Source organism: Streptomyces sp. NBC_00370, from assembly GCF_036084755.1.
Taxonomy (GTDB): domain Bacteria; phylum Actinomycetota; class Actinomycetes; order Streptomycetales; family Streptomycetaceae; genus Streptomyces.
Genome location: NZ_CP107968.1, coordinates 3,532,794 through 3,548,586, shown reverse-complemented (window position 1 = coordinate 3,548,586; position 15,793 = coordinate 3,532,794). Strand labels below are relative to the sequence as shown.

Genomic DNA, 15,793 nt, shown 5'->3' with positions numbered 1-15,793 from the left:
CTCCTGGCACTCTCACTCAATGAGTGCTAACGACGCTCCATAGTGACGTATTCCGAGCGATCAGTCCACTGCCACCGGCTCGCGGTGACTCATCCCACGCGCCGCGACAAGGCCCGTGGTCTTCACCGTGAGCCGTGACCGCAGGACGAACAGGGTGATCAGCGCCAGTGCCGTACCGGCCAGCGGCACCACGAACCCGGCGCTCGCGCCGTGCGTGTCAGCGAGCTGTCCTGCGACCGTGACGGCCGCCGCCTGGCCCAGCGCCACGGCGCCGGTGAGCCAGGTGAACGCCTCGGTGCGGCCTTCGGCCGGCACCAGCCGCTCGACCAGCGTGTAGCCGCTGATCAACGCGGGCGCGATGCAGAGCCCGATCAGCAGCCCCAGCCCGGCGAGCAGCGGCACGGAGTGCACCGCCCACAGCGCCGAGGCGAACAGGGTGAGCCCGGTGTAGCCGGCCAGCAGCCTGCCGCGCGGGCCGGTCTTCCAGGCGACGGCGCCGCAGACGATCCCGGCGAGCATGTTGCCCGCGGCGAAGATCCCGTAGAGCACTCCGTTGACGCCGGGTTCGCCGATCTCCTCGGCGAACGCCGTCAGCGACACCTGCATGCCGCCGAAGACCGAGCCGATGCCGAGGAAGGCGACCGCGAGCACCCGCACACCGGGCACGGGCAGCGCCGACGTACGCGTACGACCGCCGGTCGTCGCAGCCGCACGACCACGGGCGGCCCCCGCCGTACGGCCGCGGCTCGGCTGCGGCTGCGTGCCGCGCCGGGCGGCGAACAGCAGCCCGCCGGCCAGGGTTAGCGCCGCCTCGGCGATCAGCCCCGCCGCCGGGTGCACGCCGGCGCACAGCGCCGTGGTGAGCACGGGACCGATGACGAACGTGAATTCGTCGGTCACCGATTCGAAGGCGGCGGCCGTCGGCATCAGTGGCGAGGTCTCGCCAAGTGCCGTCGTCCACCGCGCCCGCACCATCGGACCGATCTGCGGTACGGAGGCGCCGGTCGGCACGGCCGCCAGGAACAGCGCCCACAGCGGGGCACCGGCCAGCGCGAGCGTCAGCAGCGCCAGCACGGACACGGTGTGCGCCAGTACGCCGGGCACGAGCACGGCACGCTGCCCGTAACGGTCGGCCAGCTTGCCGCTCTGCGGCGCGAAGAGGGCCATGGAGACGCCGGTGACGGCGGCCACCGCGCCCGCCGTGCCGTACGAGCCTGACGTGTGCTCGACCAGCAGGACGATGCCGATCGTCAGCATCGCGAAGGGCTGGCGGGCGGCGAAGCCGGGGAGCAGGAACGTCCAGGCGGAGGGGGTACGCAGCAGCCGCCCGTAGCCCGGTCGTGCGTCGGCAGCGCTTTTGACCGTGTATGACACGGTCCTTGCCTTTCTGCTGTCTGGTGACGCGCTCCACGCGAGCGGCCGAGAGCTGTCCTCTTGCGCGGAACTGCGGTAGATACCGGGGCCCGCCGGGAGGGGGCGCCGCGGCCGCCTTACGGTCGCGCCAGCTCTGCGTCAGACAGAGGTGGTCAATCTGTGGTGATCAATCTGTTCGTCATCGGCCGGTCATGGTCGATCGGCACCGTTATCGTACCGTGCGTCCGTCCCCAGCCAGCCCGCGAGCTTGCCGCCCTGCCCGACCGCCCGCAGCCGTCGTTCGGCGGCGTCCCGTACCGGATCCGTCGCCACGACCAGCAGCTCGTCGCCCCGGTGCAGCAGGGTCGAGGGCAGCGGTACGAAGCTGCGGTCGTCCCGTACGACCAGGGTGACCGCCGCCCCGGCCGGCAGCCGCAGCTCGGAGACCTCCACACCGTGCATCTTCGAGTGTGCGGGGATCGACAGCGAGAGCAGATGGCCGCGCAGCCGTTCCAGCGGCGCCGACTCGATGCCCAGGTCGGAGGCGTCCGACGCGGCGCCGAGCCGCAGTGCCTTCGCCAGCCAGGGCAGCGTCGGCCCCTGCACCAGGGTGTAGACGACGACCAGCACGAACACGATGTTGAAGATCCGCCGGCTGCCCTCGATGTCCGACACCATCGGGATGGTCGCCAGGATGATGGGCACGGCGCCGCGCAGCCCCGCCCAGGACATCAGGGCCTGTTCCTGCCAGGGGAGGCGGAAGGGGAGCAGGCTGAGGAAGACCGAGAGCGGTCGTGCCACGGCGGTGAGAATCAGCCCCACGATCACCGCGGGCCAGAAGTCGTCGCCCAGCTCGTGCGGGGTCACCAGCAGTCCGAGCAGGACGAACATGCCGATCTGGGCGATCCAGCCGAGCCCCTCGGCGAAGCCGCGGTTGGCCGGCGCGTGCGGCAGTCTGGAGTTCCCGAGGATCATCGACGCCAGGTAGACGGCGAGGAAGCCGCTGCCGTGCGCGGTGGCGCCGACGGCGTACGCGGAGACCGCGATGGCCATGACGGCGATCGGGTAGAGGCCGGAGGCCGGCAGCGCCACATGCCGCAGTCCGAACGCGCCGAGATAGCCCACCACGAGCCCGACGCACGCGCCGATGGCCAGCTCCAGCGCGATCTCACCCACCAGCACGTACCAGTGTTCGACGTGCCCCGATGCGGAGAGCGCGACCACGATGATCACCACAGGGGCGTCGTTGAACCCCGACTCGGCCTCCAGCGCCCCGGTCACCCGGGTCGGCAGCGGCACCCTGCGCAGTACGGAGAAGACGGCGGCCGCGTCCGTCGACGAGACGACGGCGCCGACGATCAGGGCCTGCCGCCAGTCGAGTCCCACCAGGTAATGCGCGGCTGTCGCCGTCACACCCACGCTCACGCCGACACCCACGGTCGAGAGGGCGACAGCCGCCGGCAGCGACTGTTTGACCTCTTTCCACTTCGTGCCGAGGCCGCCCTCGGCCAGGATCACGACCAGCGCCGCGTACCCGATGACCTGGGTCAGCTCGGCGTTGTCGAACTTGACGTTGAAGATCCCGTCCTGGCCTATCCCGATCCCGATGCCGAGATAGAGCAACAGACTGGGCAGCCCGCTCCGGGACGAGATCCGCACGGCCACGACCGCGATCAACAGCACGAGCGAGCAGATGAGCAGGAGTTCATTGAGCTGGTGGACAGTCAGCGGCCGATCCTTCCACTCGCGCTCGCCGGATCGTTCCTCCGGCGGCCGGTACTTCGTTACCTTACCTAATCTTTAACGTTTTCTTGACGCGTTCGGGCGTCTGTGCGATCACTCCCGGAATCCTTGTGTGATCGTCCGACGGGTGGCGTGATCGGGAGCACTTCCTGACACCGCGTCCAGGCGGGTGAAGCGCTGCGCCTATGGTTGCTCCAGCATTTCCAGGACCACCCTGCCCCTCGAAGGACAGCGATGCCCGCCAACACAGCTCCCTCTTCCGTCAAAAAGAAGGGGCGACGCGCCCGTCTGATCGTGATCGTCCTGGTGCTGGCACTTGTCGCGGGTGTCGGCTACGGGGCGTACTGGGGCGTGAGCACTGTGCGCTCGTCGTTCCCGCAGACGACAGGCACGCTCAAGCTCCAGGGCCTCGCGGGCCCCGTCGACGTCAGACGGGACAGCTACGGCGTCCCGCAGATCTACGCGAACAGTGACGCCGACCTGTTCCGCGCACAGGGGTACGTCCAGGCGCAGGACCGCTTCTACGAGATGGACGTCCGCCGCCACATGACGTCGGGCAGGCTCTCCGAGATGTTCGGCAAGAGCCAGGTGAAGACGGACGAGTTCCTGCGCACCCTCGACTGGCACGGGGTGGCGCAGAAGGAGTACGACACCCAGCTCTCCGCCGACACGAAGAAGAACCTCCAGTCGTACGCGGACGGCGTCAACGCCTACCTCAAGGGCCGCGACAACAAGGACATCTCCGTCGAGTACGCGGCGCTGAGCTTCACCAACGACTACAAGCCGGCCAAGTGGACCCCCGTCGACTCGGTGGCCTGGCTGAAGGCGATGGCGTGGGACCTGCGCGGCAACATGCAGGACGAGATCGACCGCTCGCTGCTGACGAGCAGGCTCAGCCAGAAGCAGATCGACCAGCTGTACCCGGCGTACCCGACCGAGAAGAACGCCCCGATCGTCAGCGAGGGCGGGATCGACCCCGTCACGGGCAAGTTCGACCCGAAGGCGGAGCCGACTGACGACGCAGGGGACGGCGCGGGCACGGGGGACGGCACAGGCAGCGGCATCGGCGACGGCACGGGGGACGGCACAGGCAGCGGGATCGGCGACGGCACGGGCACCGGCGACGGCACGGGTACCGGTACCGGTACCAACACCGCGACCAACGCCGCGGCGCACACCCCCGCCGAAGCGACCGAGGGCCTGAGCTCGCAGCTCAGCTCGCTCTCCGGCACCCTCGACGAGATCCCGCAGCTGCTCGGCCCGAGCGGCAGCGGCATCGGCTCCAACTCCTGGGTCGTCTCCGGCTCCCTCACCACGACCGGCCGGCCGCTGCTCGCCAACGACCCGCACCTGGCGCCCCAGCTGCCCTCCCTCTGGTACCAGATGGGGCTGCACTGCCGCAGCGTCAGCGAGACCTGCCAGTACGACGTCGCCGGCTACACCTTCTCCGGCATGCCGGGTGTGATCATCGGCCACAACCAGGACATCGCCTGGGGCTTCACCAACCTCGGCGCCGATGTGACCGACCTCTACCTGGAGAAGGTCGAGGGCGATTCGTACCAGTACGGCGACGAGGAGAAGAAGTTCACCACCCGCAAGGAGACCATCAAGGTCGCCGGCGGCCCCAGCAAGAAGATCACCGTCCGCTCGACCGTCCACGGGCCCGTGGTCTCGGACCGGGACAGCGAGCTGGCGAAGGTCGGCGACAAGGCACCTGTCGACAACGCGGCCCCCGACCGGGGCGACGGCTACGCCGTGTCGCTGGAGTGGACGGCCCTGGAGCCCGGCAAGACCATGGACTCGGTCTTCGCGCTCAACAAGGCGAAGGACTTCACCGAGTTCCGCGCCGCCGCCTCGAACTTCGAGGTGCCGTCGCAGAACCTGATCTACGCCGACACCAAGGGCAACATCGGCTACCAGGCCCCGGGGAAGATCCCGACGCGCGCCAAGGGCGACGGCTCGATGCCCGCGCCCGGCTGGGACCCGCGCTACAAGTGGGAGAAGCCGATCCCCTTCGACCAGATGCCGTACGAGTACAACCCCAAGCGCGGCTACATCGTCACCGCCAACCAGGCCGTCATCGACGCGAAGAAGTACCCGTACCTGCTGACGAAGGACTGGGGCTACGGCACCCGCAGCCAGCGGATCAACGACCTCATCGCGTCCAAGACCAAGGACGGCGGGAAGATCTCGACCGACGACATGCAGACCATGCAGATGGACAACACCAGCCAGATCGCCAAGCTGCTGGTGCCCCTGCTGCTCAAGATCGATGTCTCGGACCCGTCCGTGCGTGAGGCGCAGAAGCTGCTGGAGGGCTGGGACTTCACCCAGGAGCCCGACTCGGCCGCCGCCGCGTACTTCAACGGGGTCTGGCGCAATGTGCTTATGCTCGCCTTCGGCGACAAGCTTCCCAAGGAAGTGCGCGTCAAGGGCCAGTGCCTGAACGTCCGTCCGGCCGACAGCACGGGCCCGCCGGACGATCTGGAGAAGCTGGTACGGGAGTGCGGCCAGCGCGCGCCCGACGCGGCGCAGCCGGACGGCGGCGACCGCTGGTTCGAGGTGGTGTCCAACATCATCAAGGACAACGACAACCCCTGGTGGACCAGTGCCGAGGCGCCCAACCAGCGGGACAAGGCCACCACGACCCGCGACGGCCTGCTGCTGCGCGCCATGAAGGACGCGCGCTGGGAGCTGACCGCCAAGCTCGGCAAGGACGTCTCCACCTGGAGCTGGGGCCGGCTGCACCAGCTCCAGCTCAAGAACCAGACGCTCGGCACCAGCGGTCCCGGCTTCCTGAAGACGATGCTCAACCGCGGTCCGTACAACCTGGGCGGCGGCGAGGCGGCGGTCGACGCGACCGGCTGGAACGCGGCAGGCGGCTACAACGTCATCTGGGTGCCGTCGATGCGGATGGTCGTCAACGTCGGCGACTGGGACAAGTCACGCTGGATCAACCTCACGGGCGCCTCAGGGCACGCGTACAGCGCGCACTACACCGACCAGACGGACAAGTGGGCCGAGGGCGAGCTGCTCGACTGGTCCTTCACGCCCAACGCGGTGGAGGGTTCCACCTCCGACACGCTGCGGCTCACCCCATGAGCACGGCAGTGAGGCCGTCAGTGGGTCCGTCAGCCACTCTCAGACACCCGGCTCCGGGCGGTCGAACCGCCTGACGCCGCCGGGTGTCACCACCGCCCGCACGGGGTGGTCGTGCGGTTCCGCAGGGACCCGCGTGACCACCTCGTCGTCGTAGAGCAGCACCGCGAGCGCCGGCGCCGCGCCCGCACGCGCCAGCCGGGCGAGGACCCGGTCGTACGAGCCGCCGCCGCGCCCCAGGCGCATACCGTGCCCGTCCACGGCGAGTCCCGGCAGCAGGACCACGTCGGCCGCCAGTACGGCGTCCGGGCCGAGCCGTGGCCCGTCGGGCTCCAGCAGCCCGCGCCCGGCCTTCAGCAGCCGGTCGGCGCCCTCGTACGCGGCCCAGTCCAGGTCGTTGTCGGCGAGCAGCACCGGCAGCAGCACCCGCACGCCACGCGCGTGGAGCGCGTCGAGCAGCACGCGCGTGCCGGGCTCCCGGCCCACCGACACATAGCCGGCGACGGTACGGGCCGCCGCCAGCTCCGGCAGGTCCAGGGCGCGCCCGGCGAGAACCGCGGCCGCCTCGGCCGCGTCCTCATAGGACAGCAGGGCCCGCGCGGCGAGCAGTTCACGCCGCACGGCGGCTTTGGCGGCTTTGTTACTCACCGGTGTCATAACCCTCTCGTATGTGTTCATATGCGTCTGTACTGTGCCAGGCATGACGCACTCGCCACCCCCAGGCATCACCAAAGCTGTCATCCCGGCCGCCGGGCTCGGCACCCGCTTCCTGCCGGCGACCAAGGCCACTCCGAAGGAGATGCTGCCGGTCGTCGACAAACCGGCGATCCAGTACGTGGTCGAGGAGGCGGTGGCGGCGGGGCTCTCCGACGTCCTGATGATCACCGGTCGCAACAAGCGCCCCCTTGAGGACCACTTCGACCGCAACTACGAACTGGAAGAGGCGCTCACCCGCAAGGGAGACACCGAACGCCTCGCCAAGGTCCAGGAGTCCAGCGACCTCGCCACGATGCACTACGTGCGCCAGGGCGACCCCCGCGGCCTCGGCCACGCCGTGCTGTGCGCGGCGCCGCACGTCGGCGACCAGCCGTTCGCCGTCCTGCTCGGCGACGACCTGATCGACCCGCGCGACCCGCTGCTCGCCCGGATGATCGAGATCCAGAAGCGGGAAGGCGGCAGCGTCGTCGCGCTGATGGAGGTCGCACCCGAGCAGATCCATCTCTACGGCTGCGCCGCCGTCGAGCCGACGGCCGACGCCGACGTGGTCAAGGTGCACGACCTGGTCGAGAAGCCCGAGCCGGCCGACGCGCCCAGCCACTACGCCATCATCGGCCGGTACGTCCTGGATCCGGCCGTCTTCGGGATACTGCGCGGCACCGCGCCGGGGCGCGGCGGCGAGATCCAGCTGACCGACGCCCTGCAGCAGTTGTCGGCCGACGAGAAGGCCGGCGGGCCCGTGCACGGCGTCATCTTCACGGGCCGCCGCTATGACACTGGTGACCGTGGCGACTTTTTGCGTGCCATTGTCAGACTCGCATGCGAACGTGAAGACCTGGGCCCGGACTTCCGGGCCTGGCTCCGCAGTTATGTCAGCGAGGAGATGTAGCGCCTTGACCAGCACGGCAGAATCGGCACCCGCGGCTCACCACGAGCACCTGTGGTCGGTGGAGGAGCATCTGGCGGACATCCTCGCCACGGTGCGCCCGCTCGACGCCACGGATCTGCGCCTGCTCGACACTCTGGGCTGTGTGCTCGTCGAGGACGTCGTGGTGACGGTGTCGCTGCCGCCCTTCGACAACAGCTCCATGGACGGTTACGCGGTCCGGACGGCGGATCTCGTGGGCGCCACCGACGAGTTCCCCGCCGTGCTGACCGTCGTCGGCGAGGTGGCGGCGGGCAGCGGCGTGCTGCCGCAGGTCGGCCCGGGGGAGGCCGCCCGCATCATGACGGGCGCGCCGCTGCCGCCGGGCGCCGAGGCCGTCGTCCCGGTCGAGTGGACCGACGGCGGCGCGGGCGGCGGCGCCGTCACGTCGATGCGCCCGGCGGCCGAGGCCCCGGACGGCGCCTCCGGCGAGGTGCGGGTGTACCGGCCGGCGGAGCCGCGCGCCCACGTCCGCGCCGCCGGCAGCGACGTCCACGCGGGCGACCTGGCGCTGGAGGCCGGCACGGTCATCGGGGCGCCGCAGATCGCGCTGCTGGCCGCCATCGGCCGCGGCACGGTGAAGGTACGCCCGCGCCCGCGCGTGGTCGTCATCTCCACCGGCAGCGAGCTGGTCCAGCCGGGCGAGGATCTCGGCGACGGCCAGATCTTCGACTCGAACAGCTTCGCGCTCACCGCCGCCGTCCGCGAGGCGGGCGCCATCGCCTACCGGGTCGGCGCGGTCAGCGACGACGCGGACAGCCTCCGGGCGACCGTCGAGGACCAGTTGGTCCGCGCCGACCTGGTCATCACGACGGGCGGCGTCAGCGTCGGGGCGTACGACGTCGTGAAGGAGGCGCTGTCCTCGGTCGGCGACGAGGACGAGCCGGGCAGCGGCATCGACTTCCGCAAGCTCGCCATGCAGCCGGGCAAGCCGCAGGGCTTCGGTTCGATCGGTCCCGAGCACACCCCGCTGCTGGCCCTGCCGGGCAACCCCGTCTCGTCGTACGTGTCGTTCGAGCTGTTCGTCCGCCCGGCCATCCGCGCCCTGATGGGCCGTGAGGACGTCAACCGCCCGACGGTGCGCGCGCGTCTTGAGAGCGACAAGCCCCTGTCGTCCCCCGCCGGGCGCCGCCAGTTCATGCGCGGTGTGTACGACGCGCGGTCGGCCTCCGTCAGGCCGGTCGGCGGGGCGGGATCCCATCTGATCGCGGCCCTCGCCCACGCCGACTCGCTGATCGTCGTCCCCGAGGAGACGACGTCGGTCGAGCCCGGCACGGAACTCGACGTGGTCCTGCTCGGCTGATCCCGTGGCGGTGGCGGTACCGTATCTGCCCACACAGGCCCGGTCGGGCCCGGACCGGGAGCACCACACCGAATGACTGTGTTTTCCCGGGGGGAATCCCCCGGAGCCGAGCAAGAGCCGCCCGGGCAGGGCCGCCTGACGCATCTCGACGAGTCGGGCGCCGCCAGGATGGTCGACGTGTCGGCGAAGGACGTCACGTCCCGCAGCGCGAGCGCCAGCGGCCGGGTGCTGGTCTCGCCGCGCGTGGTCGAGCTGCTGCGCGGCGGGGGAGTGCCGAAGGGCGACGCCCTGGCCACGGCGCGGATCGCGGGCATCATGGGCGCCAAGCGGACCCCGGAGCTGATCCCGCTGTGCCATCCGCTCGCCGTCTCGGGCGTCACCGTCGATCTGTCGGTCGCCGACGACGCCGTACAGATCCTGGCGACGGTGAAGACGACCGACCGCACCGGCGTCGAGATGGAGGCGCTGACCGCCGTCTCGGTCGCCGCGCTCACCGTCGTCGACATGGTGAAGGCGGTCGACAAGGGCGCGGTCATCACGGACGTACGGGTGGAGGAGAAGCGCGGCGGCAAGTCGGGGACCTGGTCGCGCACGACCGCCGCCGCCGAGACCCCGGCCACCCCAGGCGCCTTGCCCGCTCCGGACGGAGAGAGCGCATGACCGGCTACCGCGCGCTTGTCGTCACGGCGTCCAACCGGGCCGCAGCGGGCGTCTACGCCGACACCGGCGGCCCGCTCGTCGCCGAAGGCCTCACCGCGCTCGGCTTCACAATCGAGGGCCCGCGCGCCGTCCCCGACGGCGACCCCGTCGAAGAGGCGCTGCGCGCCGGCGTCACCGCCGGGTACGACGTGATCGTCACCACCGGCGGTACGGGCATCTCGCCGACGGACCGTACGCCGGAGGCGACCGGGCGCGTCATCGACTACGAGATCCGCGGCATCGCCGAGGCGATCCGCGCCGAAGGCCTCGCCAAGGTCCCGACAGCGGCCCTCTCCCGGGGAGTCGCCGGGGTGGCAGGCCGGACGCTGATCGTGAACCTGCCGGGCTCGACCGGCGGCGTACGCGACGGCCTCGCCGTGCTCGGCAGACTCCTCGTCCACGCCGTCGACCAGCTCCACGGCGGCGATCACCCCCGTACCTCCGGATGAACCCCGCCTGGCCCGTGATCCTGGTGGACGGCGACATCGCCCTCCGCCCGATAAGGCTGCGCGACCAGCGCGCGTGGCGTGAGGTGAACCGGCGCAACCGCGACTGGCTGCGCCCCTGGGAGGCGACCATCCCGCCGCCCGCGCCCGGCGCTCCGGTCACGCAGCGGCCCACCTACCGCCAGATGGTCCGTCATCTGCGCAGGGAGGCGAACGCGGGCCGGATGCTGCCGTTCGTCATCGAGTACCGGGGCCGGCTCGTCGGCCAGTTGACCGTCGCCGGGATCACCTGGGGCTCGATGTGCTCGGGCCATGTCGGGTACTGGGTCGACCGCGAGGTCGCGGGACGCGGCGTGATGCCGACCGCGGTCGCGCTCGCCGTCGACCACTGTTTCCGGATGGTCGGACTGCATCGTCTGGAGGTCTGCATTCGCCCCGAGAACGGGCCGAGCCGCCGTGTCGTGGAAAAGCTCGGATTCCGCGAGGAAGGGCTGCGCCCCCGCTATCTCCACATCGACGGAGCCTGGCGGGACCATCTCGTATTCGTACTCACGTCCGAAGAGGTGCCCGACGGACTGGTCCGCCGCTGGCATCAGGCAAGGCGCGGAACGACACAAAAATAAAATGTATGTTCGAAATTGACTGCCATGTGACCATGAGTCGATCCGAACAATCACAAAAAAAGTCCGTGATATCAGCCAGATCGTGCGACACACCGGCTCAATTGGCCGATGCCCTCGCGCGAACCCCTCTACGGTGTGAACCGTGAGCAGCAGCGGCCTCATCTACGCAGTCATTGTCGGGGCCTGGGCCGCCTACTTGGTGCCGATGTGGCTCCGCAGGCAGGACGAGCTCAACGAGGCACGTCCGACGGAACGCTTCAGTACCGCCATCCGGCTGCTGTCCGGAAGGGCGGCGATGGAGCGCCGTTACGCCAAGGAGCTGCAGGAGCGCACCGCTGAGGAGGCGGGTCCCGACACCGAGACGGGCGGCCGGACGGAATCGATGAGTTCCGTCGACGTCCGGTCCTTCGCCGCGCCCAAGGCGCGCACGGAAGCCCGGCTGGAGATCCCGGCCCCGTCGCCCCCCGCCAGACCCGCGCCCGCCCCGGCGCGCCGGCGGCGTACCCGCCCGGCGGACGGCGGCGCCGCGGCCGAACGCGCCCGGCGCTCGAAACTCCTCGCGCGCCGCCGGCGTACCACCGTGGTCCTCTTCCTCGCCTTCACGCTGGGCGCTGTCGTCGCCGGCGTCGGCGGCCTGGGCTTCCTCTGGGTGCCCGCCGTCCCCGCCATACTGCTGAGCGTCTACATCGTGCACCTGCGGGCCAAGGAGCGGCGCCGCTTCGCCTTCACCATGGACCGGCGCAGGGCGGAGGCGGCGGCGCAGCGGCTGCGCGAGAACCGCCCGCGCCGCCACCAGCCCTCGTCGGCCGCGCCGGGCGAGCCCGCCGAGGAACCCGAACCCGGCCCCGCCCCCGAGCCCACCCCCTCGGTCTCCCCGCAGGAGGCGGGCCGCCGCGCCCTGGTCGAGCAGACCGACCACGCGGAGTGGCTGGACCAGCAGCGCGACCGCGGCCCGGCCGGCGGCGACAGCTGGGAACCGGTCCCCGTCCCGCTCCCGACGTACGTGACAGCGCCGGTGGCGCCGCGCGCCCCGAGCGGGGTCGACGTCAGCGACCCGGAAACCTGGAGCGCGGCCCGCTCCAGCACCTCCGACCCGACCCCGCACCCGGCCCAGCCCCCGACGGCCCCCCCGGCCCGCCGCAGCCGCGACCACGGCAGAACCCCCCTGTTCGACCAGTACGACGAAGCGGACCGCCCCCGCGCCGCCAACGAGTGACCAGGCAACCAACGGATTTCCGAGCACCCCGACCGGGGTGCTAAAGTTTCACTCGTTGCAAGGGCCTGTGGCGCAGTCTGGTAGCGCACCTCGTTCGCATCGAGGGGGTCTGGGGTTCAAATCCCCACAGGTCCACCGCAGCTCAGAGCCCCAGCCGGATCACTCCGGCTGGGGCTCTTTGGCGTACACGGGGGGTTCAGCAGAACATCGGCTGATCCCGGCCGGTCAGGCGGCGGCCGACGAGGCCAGGCCGGGTGGGGCCGAGGCCAGGGCGCTGCGGATGGACTCGATGAGGGCGAGCGCCGCCTCTTCGGTCAGCTCCACAGCGACCCGCGCCGACGGGCCCTGGGAGGGGTTGAGGAAGTCGATGTTGACGGTGTGCTCGTACGGGGCGTGCTGCGGGTGGTCGACGTAGACCATCGCCTCGGTCAGCGGGAAGTACCCCTGCGGGCCCTTGCCGCTGCCCGCGATCTCGGTCTTGACGGTGAGGTAGGTGCACATGGGTTTGTCCCTTCAGGACGCGAGCGTGCGGCCGTAGAAGCCGAGGATGCGGTTCCAGCCGTCCGCCGCCGCCTGCGGGCGGTAGCTCGGCCGGTCGACGGCGAAGAACGCGTGTCCCGCGTCCTCGTACGAGTGGAACTCGTACTCCTTGCCCTGGGCCTTCAACTCCTGCTCCAGCTCGGCGACATGCTCGGGCGACGGGTACTTGTCGTCGGCGCCGAAGAGTCCGAGCAGCGGGCAGGACAGGTCCTTCGAGCGGTGGGCGATCGGCTCCAGCTGGAGCGGGAAGTCCTTCGGCGGGATGCCGCTGACGAACGCGCCGTAGCAGTCGACGGCCGCCTGCAGGTCCAGGCTGACGGCGGCCAGGAACGACTGGCGTCCGCCGGAGCAGTAACCGATCGTGCCGACGCGGCCGTTGCTGGACGGCAGACCGCGCAGATAGCGGGCCGCGCCTGCCACGTCGCCGACCAGGCGCTCGTCGGGCACACCGCCCTGCGCGCGGGCCGCAGCCGCCGCGTCGTCCGGGGAAGCGCCGGGGGCCTCGCGGGTGTAGAGGTTCGGACAGATCGCCGCGTAGCCTTCGGCGGCGAAGCGGCGGGTGATTTCCTTCGTCGGCCCGTCGTAGCCGGGCATGTGGTGGATGACCACGACGCTGCCGATCGGCCCGGGGGTCATCGGGCGTGCGACGTACGCCTCCACTTCGTCTCCGCCATGGCCGGTGATGGTGACAGTCTCCGCCAGTAGCGCGTCGTACATGAGATGCCTTTCCGATCGGCTGATGTCACGCGTGGCCGCTTCCGTGGCCACACCATTTGCACAGTAGACCGGGGAGCTGTCAGCCAATCCGGCGGTGGCCCACCCGGCGAGGGTCAGGATCGGTCCCGCACCTGGACGAGGGCGTGGGTGCCGCTCGTGCGCCACGCGTCACGTTCCGCTTCGAGTCCGGCGAGGGTGTGCGCCTCCAGGCCGACGATCACGTCCGACTTCAGGGTGCGCAGCGCCGCTACCGGTGTGGGGAAGTACGTGGTGAGGGTGGCGAACGGTGTCGTTTCGGGCCACAGCCGGTCGCCGACCAGGCGGCGGTAGTTGAGGTCGCCCTTCAGCAGCGTCACCGCGCTGCCCGACAGCTCGGCCCGCAGATCGTCGGGCATCGCGCTGTACGGCAGCGGCGCGCGGAAGAAGTCGTGGGCGCGCAGCTGGAGACTGCCGTCGGCCAGGGCCGCCCAGAGCCTGCGGCCGGTCAGCGCCGCGCTGCCGTCCGCGTCCGCGATCCGGCGCAGACAGTCCACGACGTCCGCCGTCGTGGCGTCGGAGACGTAGTACGGGCACGGCTTGACGTGCAGGACCACCCGGCCGGCCCGGCCGCTGTGCAGCAGGTGGTCGGCGAGGACGAGATCGGGGATGAGTTCGCGTCCCGCGTTGTCCGCGACCAGCTGGACCGTCGCGGCGCCGTCGGGCGGCAGCAGGGACCACAGCCGCGCGCTGTCGTCGGCGACCAGCCGGTCGTCCTTCTCCGCGGCCTCGCCGTCGGCGGAGTCGAGCCGGAAGCCGAGGTCGGCGCGGTTGCCCCAGAGGGAGGCGCGCAGCAGCGCGTCGGCCCGCTCGCGCTCCGGGAGCGGTACGAGCAGGTCGAGGGCGGCGAGTTCGCTGTCGACGGTGTCGCCGCGCAACTCGGCCCGCTTGAACGGGGCGAACGGATCGACCGACTGCCAGGGGCCCGCGCCGAAGTAGCCCACCGCGCCGAGCAGCAGCCGGTAGAAGTAACTCTCCGCCCACAGGAACGGAGCGTCGCCCCACCGCCGCCCGTACTGCTCGCCGCCGCCCCACGCCTCCCACTGCGCGGCGTCGTGGGCGCCGGGCGGCAGCGGCTCGATCACGCCGTCGGTGACCGAGGCCAGCAGGGCGTCCAGGGCGCTGTGCTGCCACGGCTCGTAGGGAAAGGCGTCCCGCACCTGCTTGATGAGCGCGGGGTGACGGCGGGTCAGCACGCCCCAGGGGAAGGAGCCCGCCACGCTGCTCACGATCACCGGCGCTTCCGGGGTCGCCGCTTCCTCGCCGGCCCCGGAGCCCGTCCCGTCCGTCACGTTCCGTTGATTACGCACGCCGGCGAACGTACCCGAGATCGCCGTCGCCCACATGGGTGACATGGGCTCACAGGGAGTACCCGCAGGCCAGTACTGTCCGCAACATGACCTCTACCAACACCGCGTCACACGCCCCGCTGCTGGGCACCCTCTCGGTGATTCCCTGGACCAGCGACCCCTCAGAAGGCGAACGCGACGCCCCGTTCCTGCTCGCCTACTCCCTCGGTGACGGCCGCGAGGGGGCCGAGGCGGGCGAGGAGACGATGCGTACCGTCCTCTCCGAGATCGGGCTCAAGCCGGGCGGCGACATCGTCGACGTGGCGAAGAAGCCCAGCGTCGCGATCACCCTGCTGGTGGAGGCGGGCAGGGCCGTACTGACGATGCCTTACCTGAACGCGCAGTGCCCCGTGCCGCCGGAGTGGGAGCAGGACGCGCGCGAGAGCGGGCAGGTCTACTTCATCGTCGCCACGAAGCCGTGGACGGACGGGACGCCGGGTGTGCCGGTCACCGAGGAGAAGCTGCGGGCCTTCGTCGGCGACGACACGATGCTCGCCACCGCTGCGCACTGCCTGCTCCCGGTGCGCAGCCTGACCGGCTGACAGGTACGCAAGAGAAGAACAGCGCGGGCCCCGGCCGACGGATCGATCCGTCGGCCGGGGCCCGCGGCGCTGTGCGATCAGAGGAGATGAAGACCCAGGCCGAGCAGGTCGTCATCGTCGTGGTGGTGACCGTGGTGGTGCCAGCCACAGCTCTCGTGGTGGTCGCACCGGTCCTGCTGCGGGGCGGCCTGGGCAACGCCCGCCAGCGGGACGACGACAGCGGCGGCCAGGGCGGCGGCAGCGACACCACGCGCGATTATGGTCTTCATGTTCGAGCTCCTCAATTACATGGGGGCAGGGACGTGTACGACGCTCATCAGGCGGCGGGGACTTGGCGCGCCGGGAACGTCTCCACTACTGCAAGCGGGAACGGATGCCGTTCTCCGGTGCTTCGCCCTGCGCCGGTACCGTGCGGCCCGCGGCACGCCATTCCCGTACCAGCGCGGAATAGATCGGCGTCGGCGCCGGCGGGAAGACGGGGTCGT

General features: G+C 70.9%; 15 protein-coding genes and 1 tRNA gene. 9 read left to right on the top strand and 7 right to left on the bottom strand.

Annotated elements, in window-relative coordinates; genetic code table 11:
* Nucleotides 1–60 precede the first annotated feature (60 nt).
* A complete protein-coding gene (locus tag OHS57_RS15725; RefSeq protein ID WP_328582339.1) occupies nucleotides 61–1,374 on the bottom strand; it encodes an MFS transporter in 1,314 nt (437 codons plus the stop codon).
* Between the two features lie 189 nt (nucleotides 1,375–1,563).
* Complete coding sequence (locus OHS57_RS15720; RefSeq protein WP_078863602.1) at nucleotides 1,564–3,081, bottom strand: potassium/proton antiporter; 1,518 nt, start codon at nucleotides 3,079–3,081, stop codon at nucleotides 1,564–1,566.
* A 249-nt stretch (nucleotides 3,082–3,330) separates the two neighbouring features.
* Between OHS57_RS15720 and OHS57_RS15715 the strand changes: the two genes are divergently transcribed.
* Nucleotides 3,331–6,198: a penicillin acylase family protein gene (locus OHS57_RS15715; protein ID WP_328582338.1), complete on the top strand. Its 2,868-nt coding sequence runs from the start codon at nucleotides 3,331–3,333 to the stop codon at nucleotides 6,196–6,198.
* A gap of 39 nt (nucleotides 6,199–6,237) precedes the next feature.
* Here OHS57_RS15715 and OHS57_RS15710 read toward each other — a convergent pair whose 3' ends face one another.
* Nucleotides 6,238–6,852 (bottom strand): 5-formyltetrahydrofolate cyclo-ligase, encoded by a 615-nt coding sequence (locus tag OHS57_RS15710; RefSeq protein ID WP_328582337.1) that lies wholly within the window; start codon nucleotides 6,850–6,852, stop codon nucleotides 6,238–6,240.
* 43 nt (nucleotides 6,853–6,895) lie between these two features.
* Between OHS57_RS15710 and galU the strand changes: the two genes are divergently transcribed.
* From galU to OHS57_RS15675, 7 genes are all read left to right on the top strand, one after another.
* Complete coding sequence (gene galU / locus OHS57_RS15705; protein ID WP_041988740.1) at nucleotides 6,896–7,801, top strand: UTP--glucose-1-phosphate uridylyltransferase GalU; 906 nt, start codon at nucleotides 6,896–6,898, stop codon at nucleotides 7,799–7,801.
* Between the two features lie 4 nt (nucleotides 7,802–7,805).
* The gene (glp, locus tag OHS57_RS15700; protein WP_328582336.1) at nucleotides 7,806–9,140 is read left to right on the top strand and encodes a molybdotransferase-like divisome protein Glp; all 1,335 of its coding nucleotides are present in this window, start codon (nucleotides 7,806–7,808) and stop codon (nucleotides 9,138–9,140) included.
* A gap of 72 nt (nucleotides 9,141–9,212) precedes the next feature.
* A complete protein-coding gene (gene moaC / locus OHS57_RS15695; RefSeq protein ID WP_041988748.1) occupies nucleotides 9,213–9,800 on the top strand; it encodes a cyclic pyranopterin monophosphate synthase MoaC in 588 nt (195 codons plus the stop codon).
* Nucleotides 9,797–10,288, top strand: coding sequence for a MogA/MoaB family molybdenum cofactor biosynthesis protein (locus OHS57_RS15690; RefSeq protein ID WP_328582335.1), 492 nt, complete (start codon nucleotides 9,797–9,799; stop codon nucleotides 10,286–10,288). The genes moaC and OHS57_RS15690 overlap by 4 nt, the downstream gene beginning before the upstream one ends.
* Entirely contained in the window at nucleotides 10,285–10,908 is a 624-nt protein-coding gene (locus OHS57_RS15685) for a GNAT family N-acetyltransferase (protein WP_078863604.1), read from the top strand. Before OHS57_RS15690 ends, OHS57_RS15685 begins: the two co-directional genes overlap by 4 nt.
* Before the next feature lie 142 nt (nucleotides 10,909–11,050).
* The gene (gene sepX / locus OHS57_RS15680) at nucleotides 11,051–12,124 is read left to right on the top strand and encodes a divisome protein SepX/GlpR (protein ID WP_328582334.1); all 1,074 of its coding nucleotides are present in this window, start codon (nucleotides 11,051–11,053) and stop codon (nucleotides 12,122–12,124) included.
* A 61-nt stretch (nucleotides 12,125–12,185) separates the two neighbouring features.
* A tRNA-Ala gene (locus OHS57_RS15675) sits at nucleotides 12,186–12,259 on the top strand.
* A gap of 90 nt (nucleotides 12,260–12,349) precedes the next feature.
* On the opposite strand, the gene OHS57_RS15670 is transcribed toward OHS57_RS15675, so the two are convergent.
* From OHS57_RS15670 to OHS57_RS15660, 3 genes are all read right to left on the bottom strand, one after another.
* Nucleotides 12,350–12,625, bottom strand: a complete 276-nt coding sequence (locus OHS57_RS15670) for a DUF6295 family protein (RefSeq protein WP_041988757.1) — start codon at nucleotides 12,623–12,625, stop codon at nucleotides 12,350–12,352.
* A 12-nt stretch (nucleotides 12,626–12,637) separates the two neighbouring features.
* Entirely contained in the window at nucleotides 12,638–13,381 is a 744-nt protein-coding gene (locus OHS57_RS15665) for a dienelactone hydrolase family protein (protein WP_328582333.1), read from the bottom strand.
* A gap of 113 nt (nucleotides 13,382–13,494) precedes the next feature.
* Entirely contained in the window at nucleotides 13,495–14,727 is a 1,233-nt protein-coding gene (locus OHS57_RS15660; protein WP_443042898.1) for a damage-control phosphatase ARMT1 family protein, read from the bottom strand.
* A gap of 86 nt (nucleotides 14,728–14,813) precedes the next feature.
* On the opposite strand from OHS57_RS15660, the gene OHS57_RS15655 reads away from it, so the two are divergent.
* Nucleotides 14,814–15,308, top strand: a complete 495-nt coding sequence (locus tag OHS57_RS15655) for a DUF5949 family protein (RefSeq protein WP_328582332.1) — start codon at nucleotides 14,814–14,816, stop codon at nucleotides 15,306–15,308.
* Nucleotides 15,309–15,385: 77 nt separating this feature from the next.
* On the opposite strand, the gene OHS57_RS15650 is transcribed toward OHS57_RS15655, so the two are convergent.
* Entirely contained in the window at nucleotides 15,386–15,577 is a 192-nt protein-coding gene (locus tag OHS57_RS15650) for a hypothetical protein (RefSeq protein ID WP_328582331.1), read from the bottom strand.
* Nucleotides 15,578–15,793: the final 216 nt, after the last annotated feature.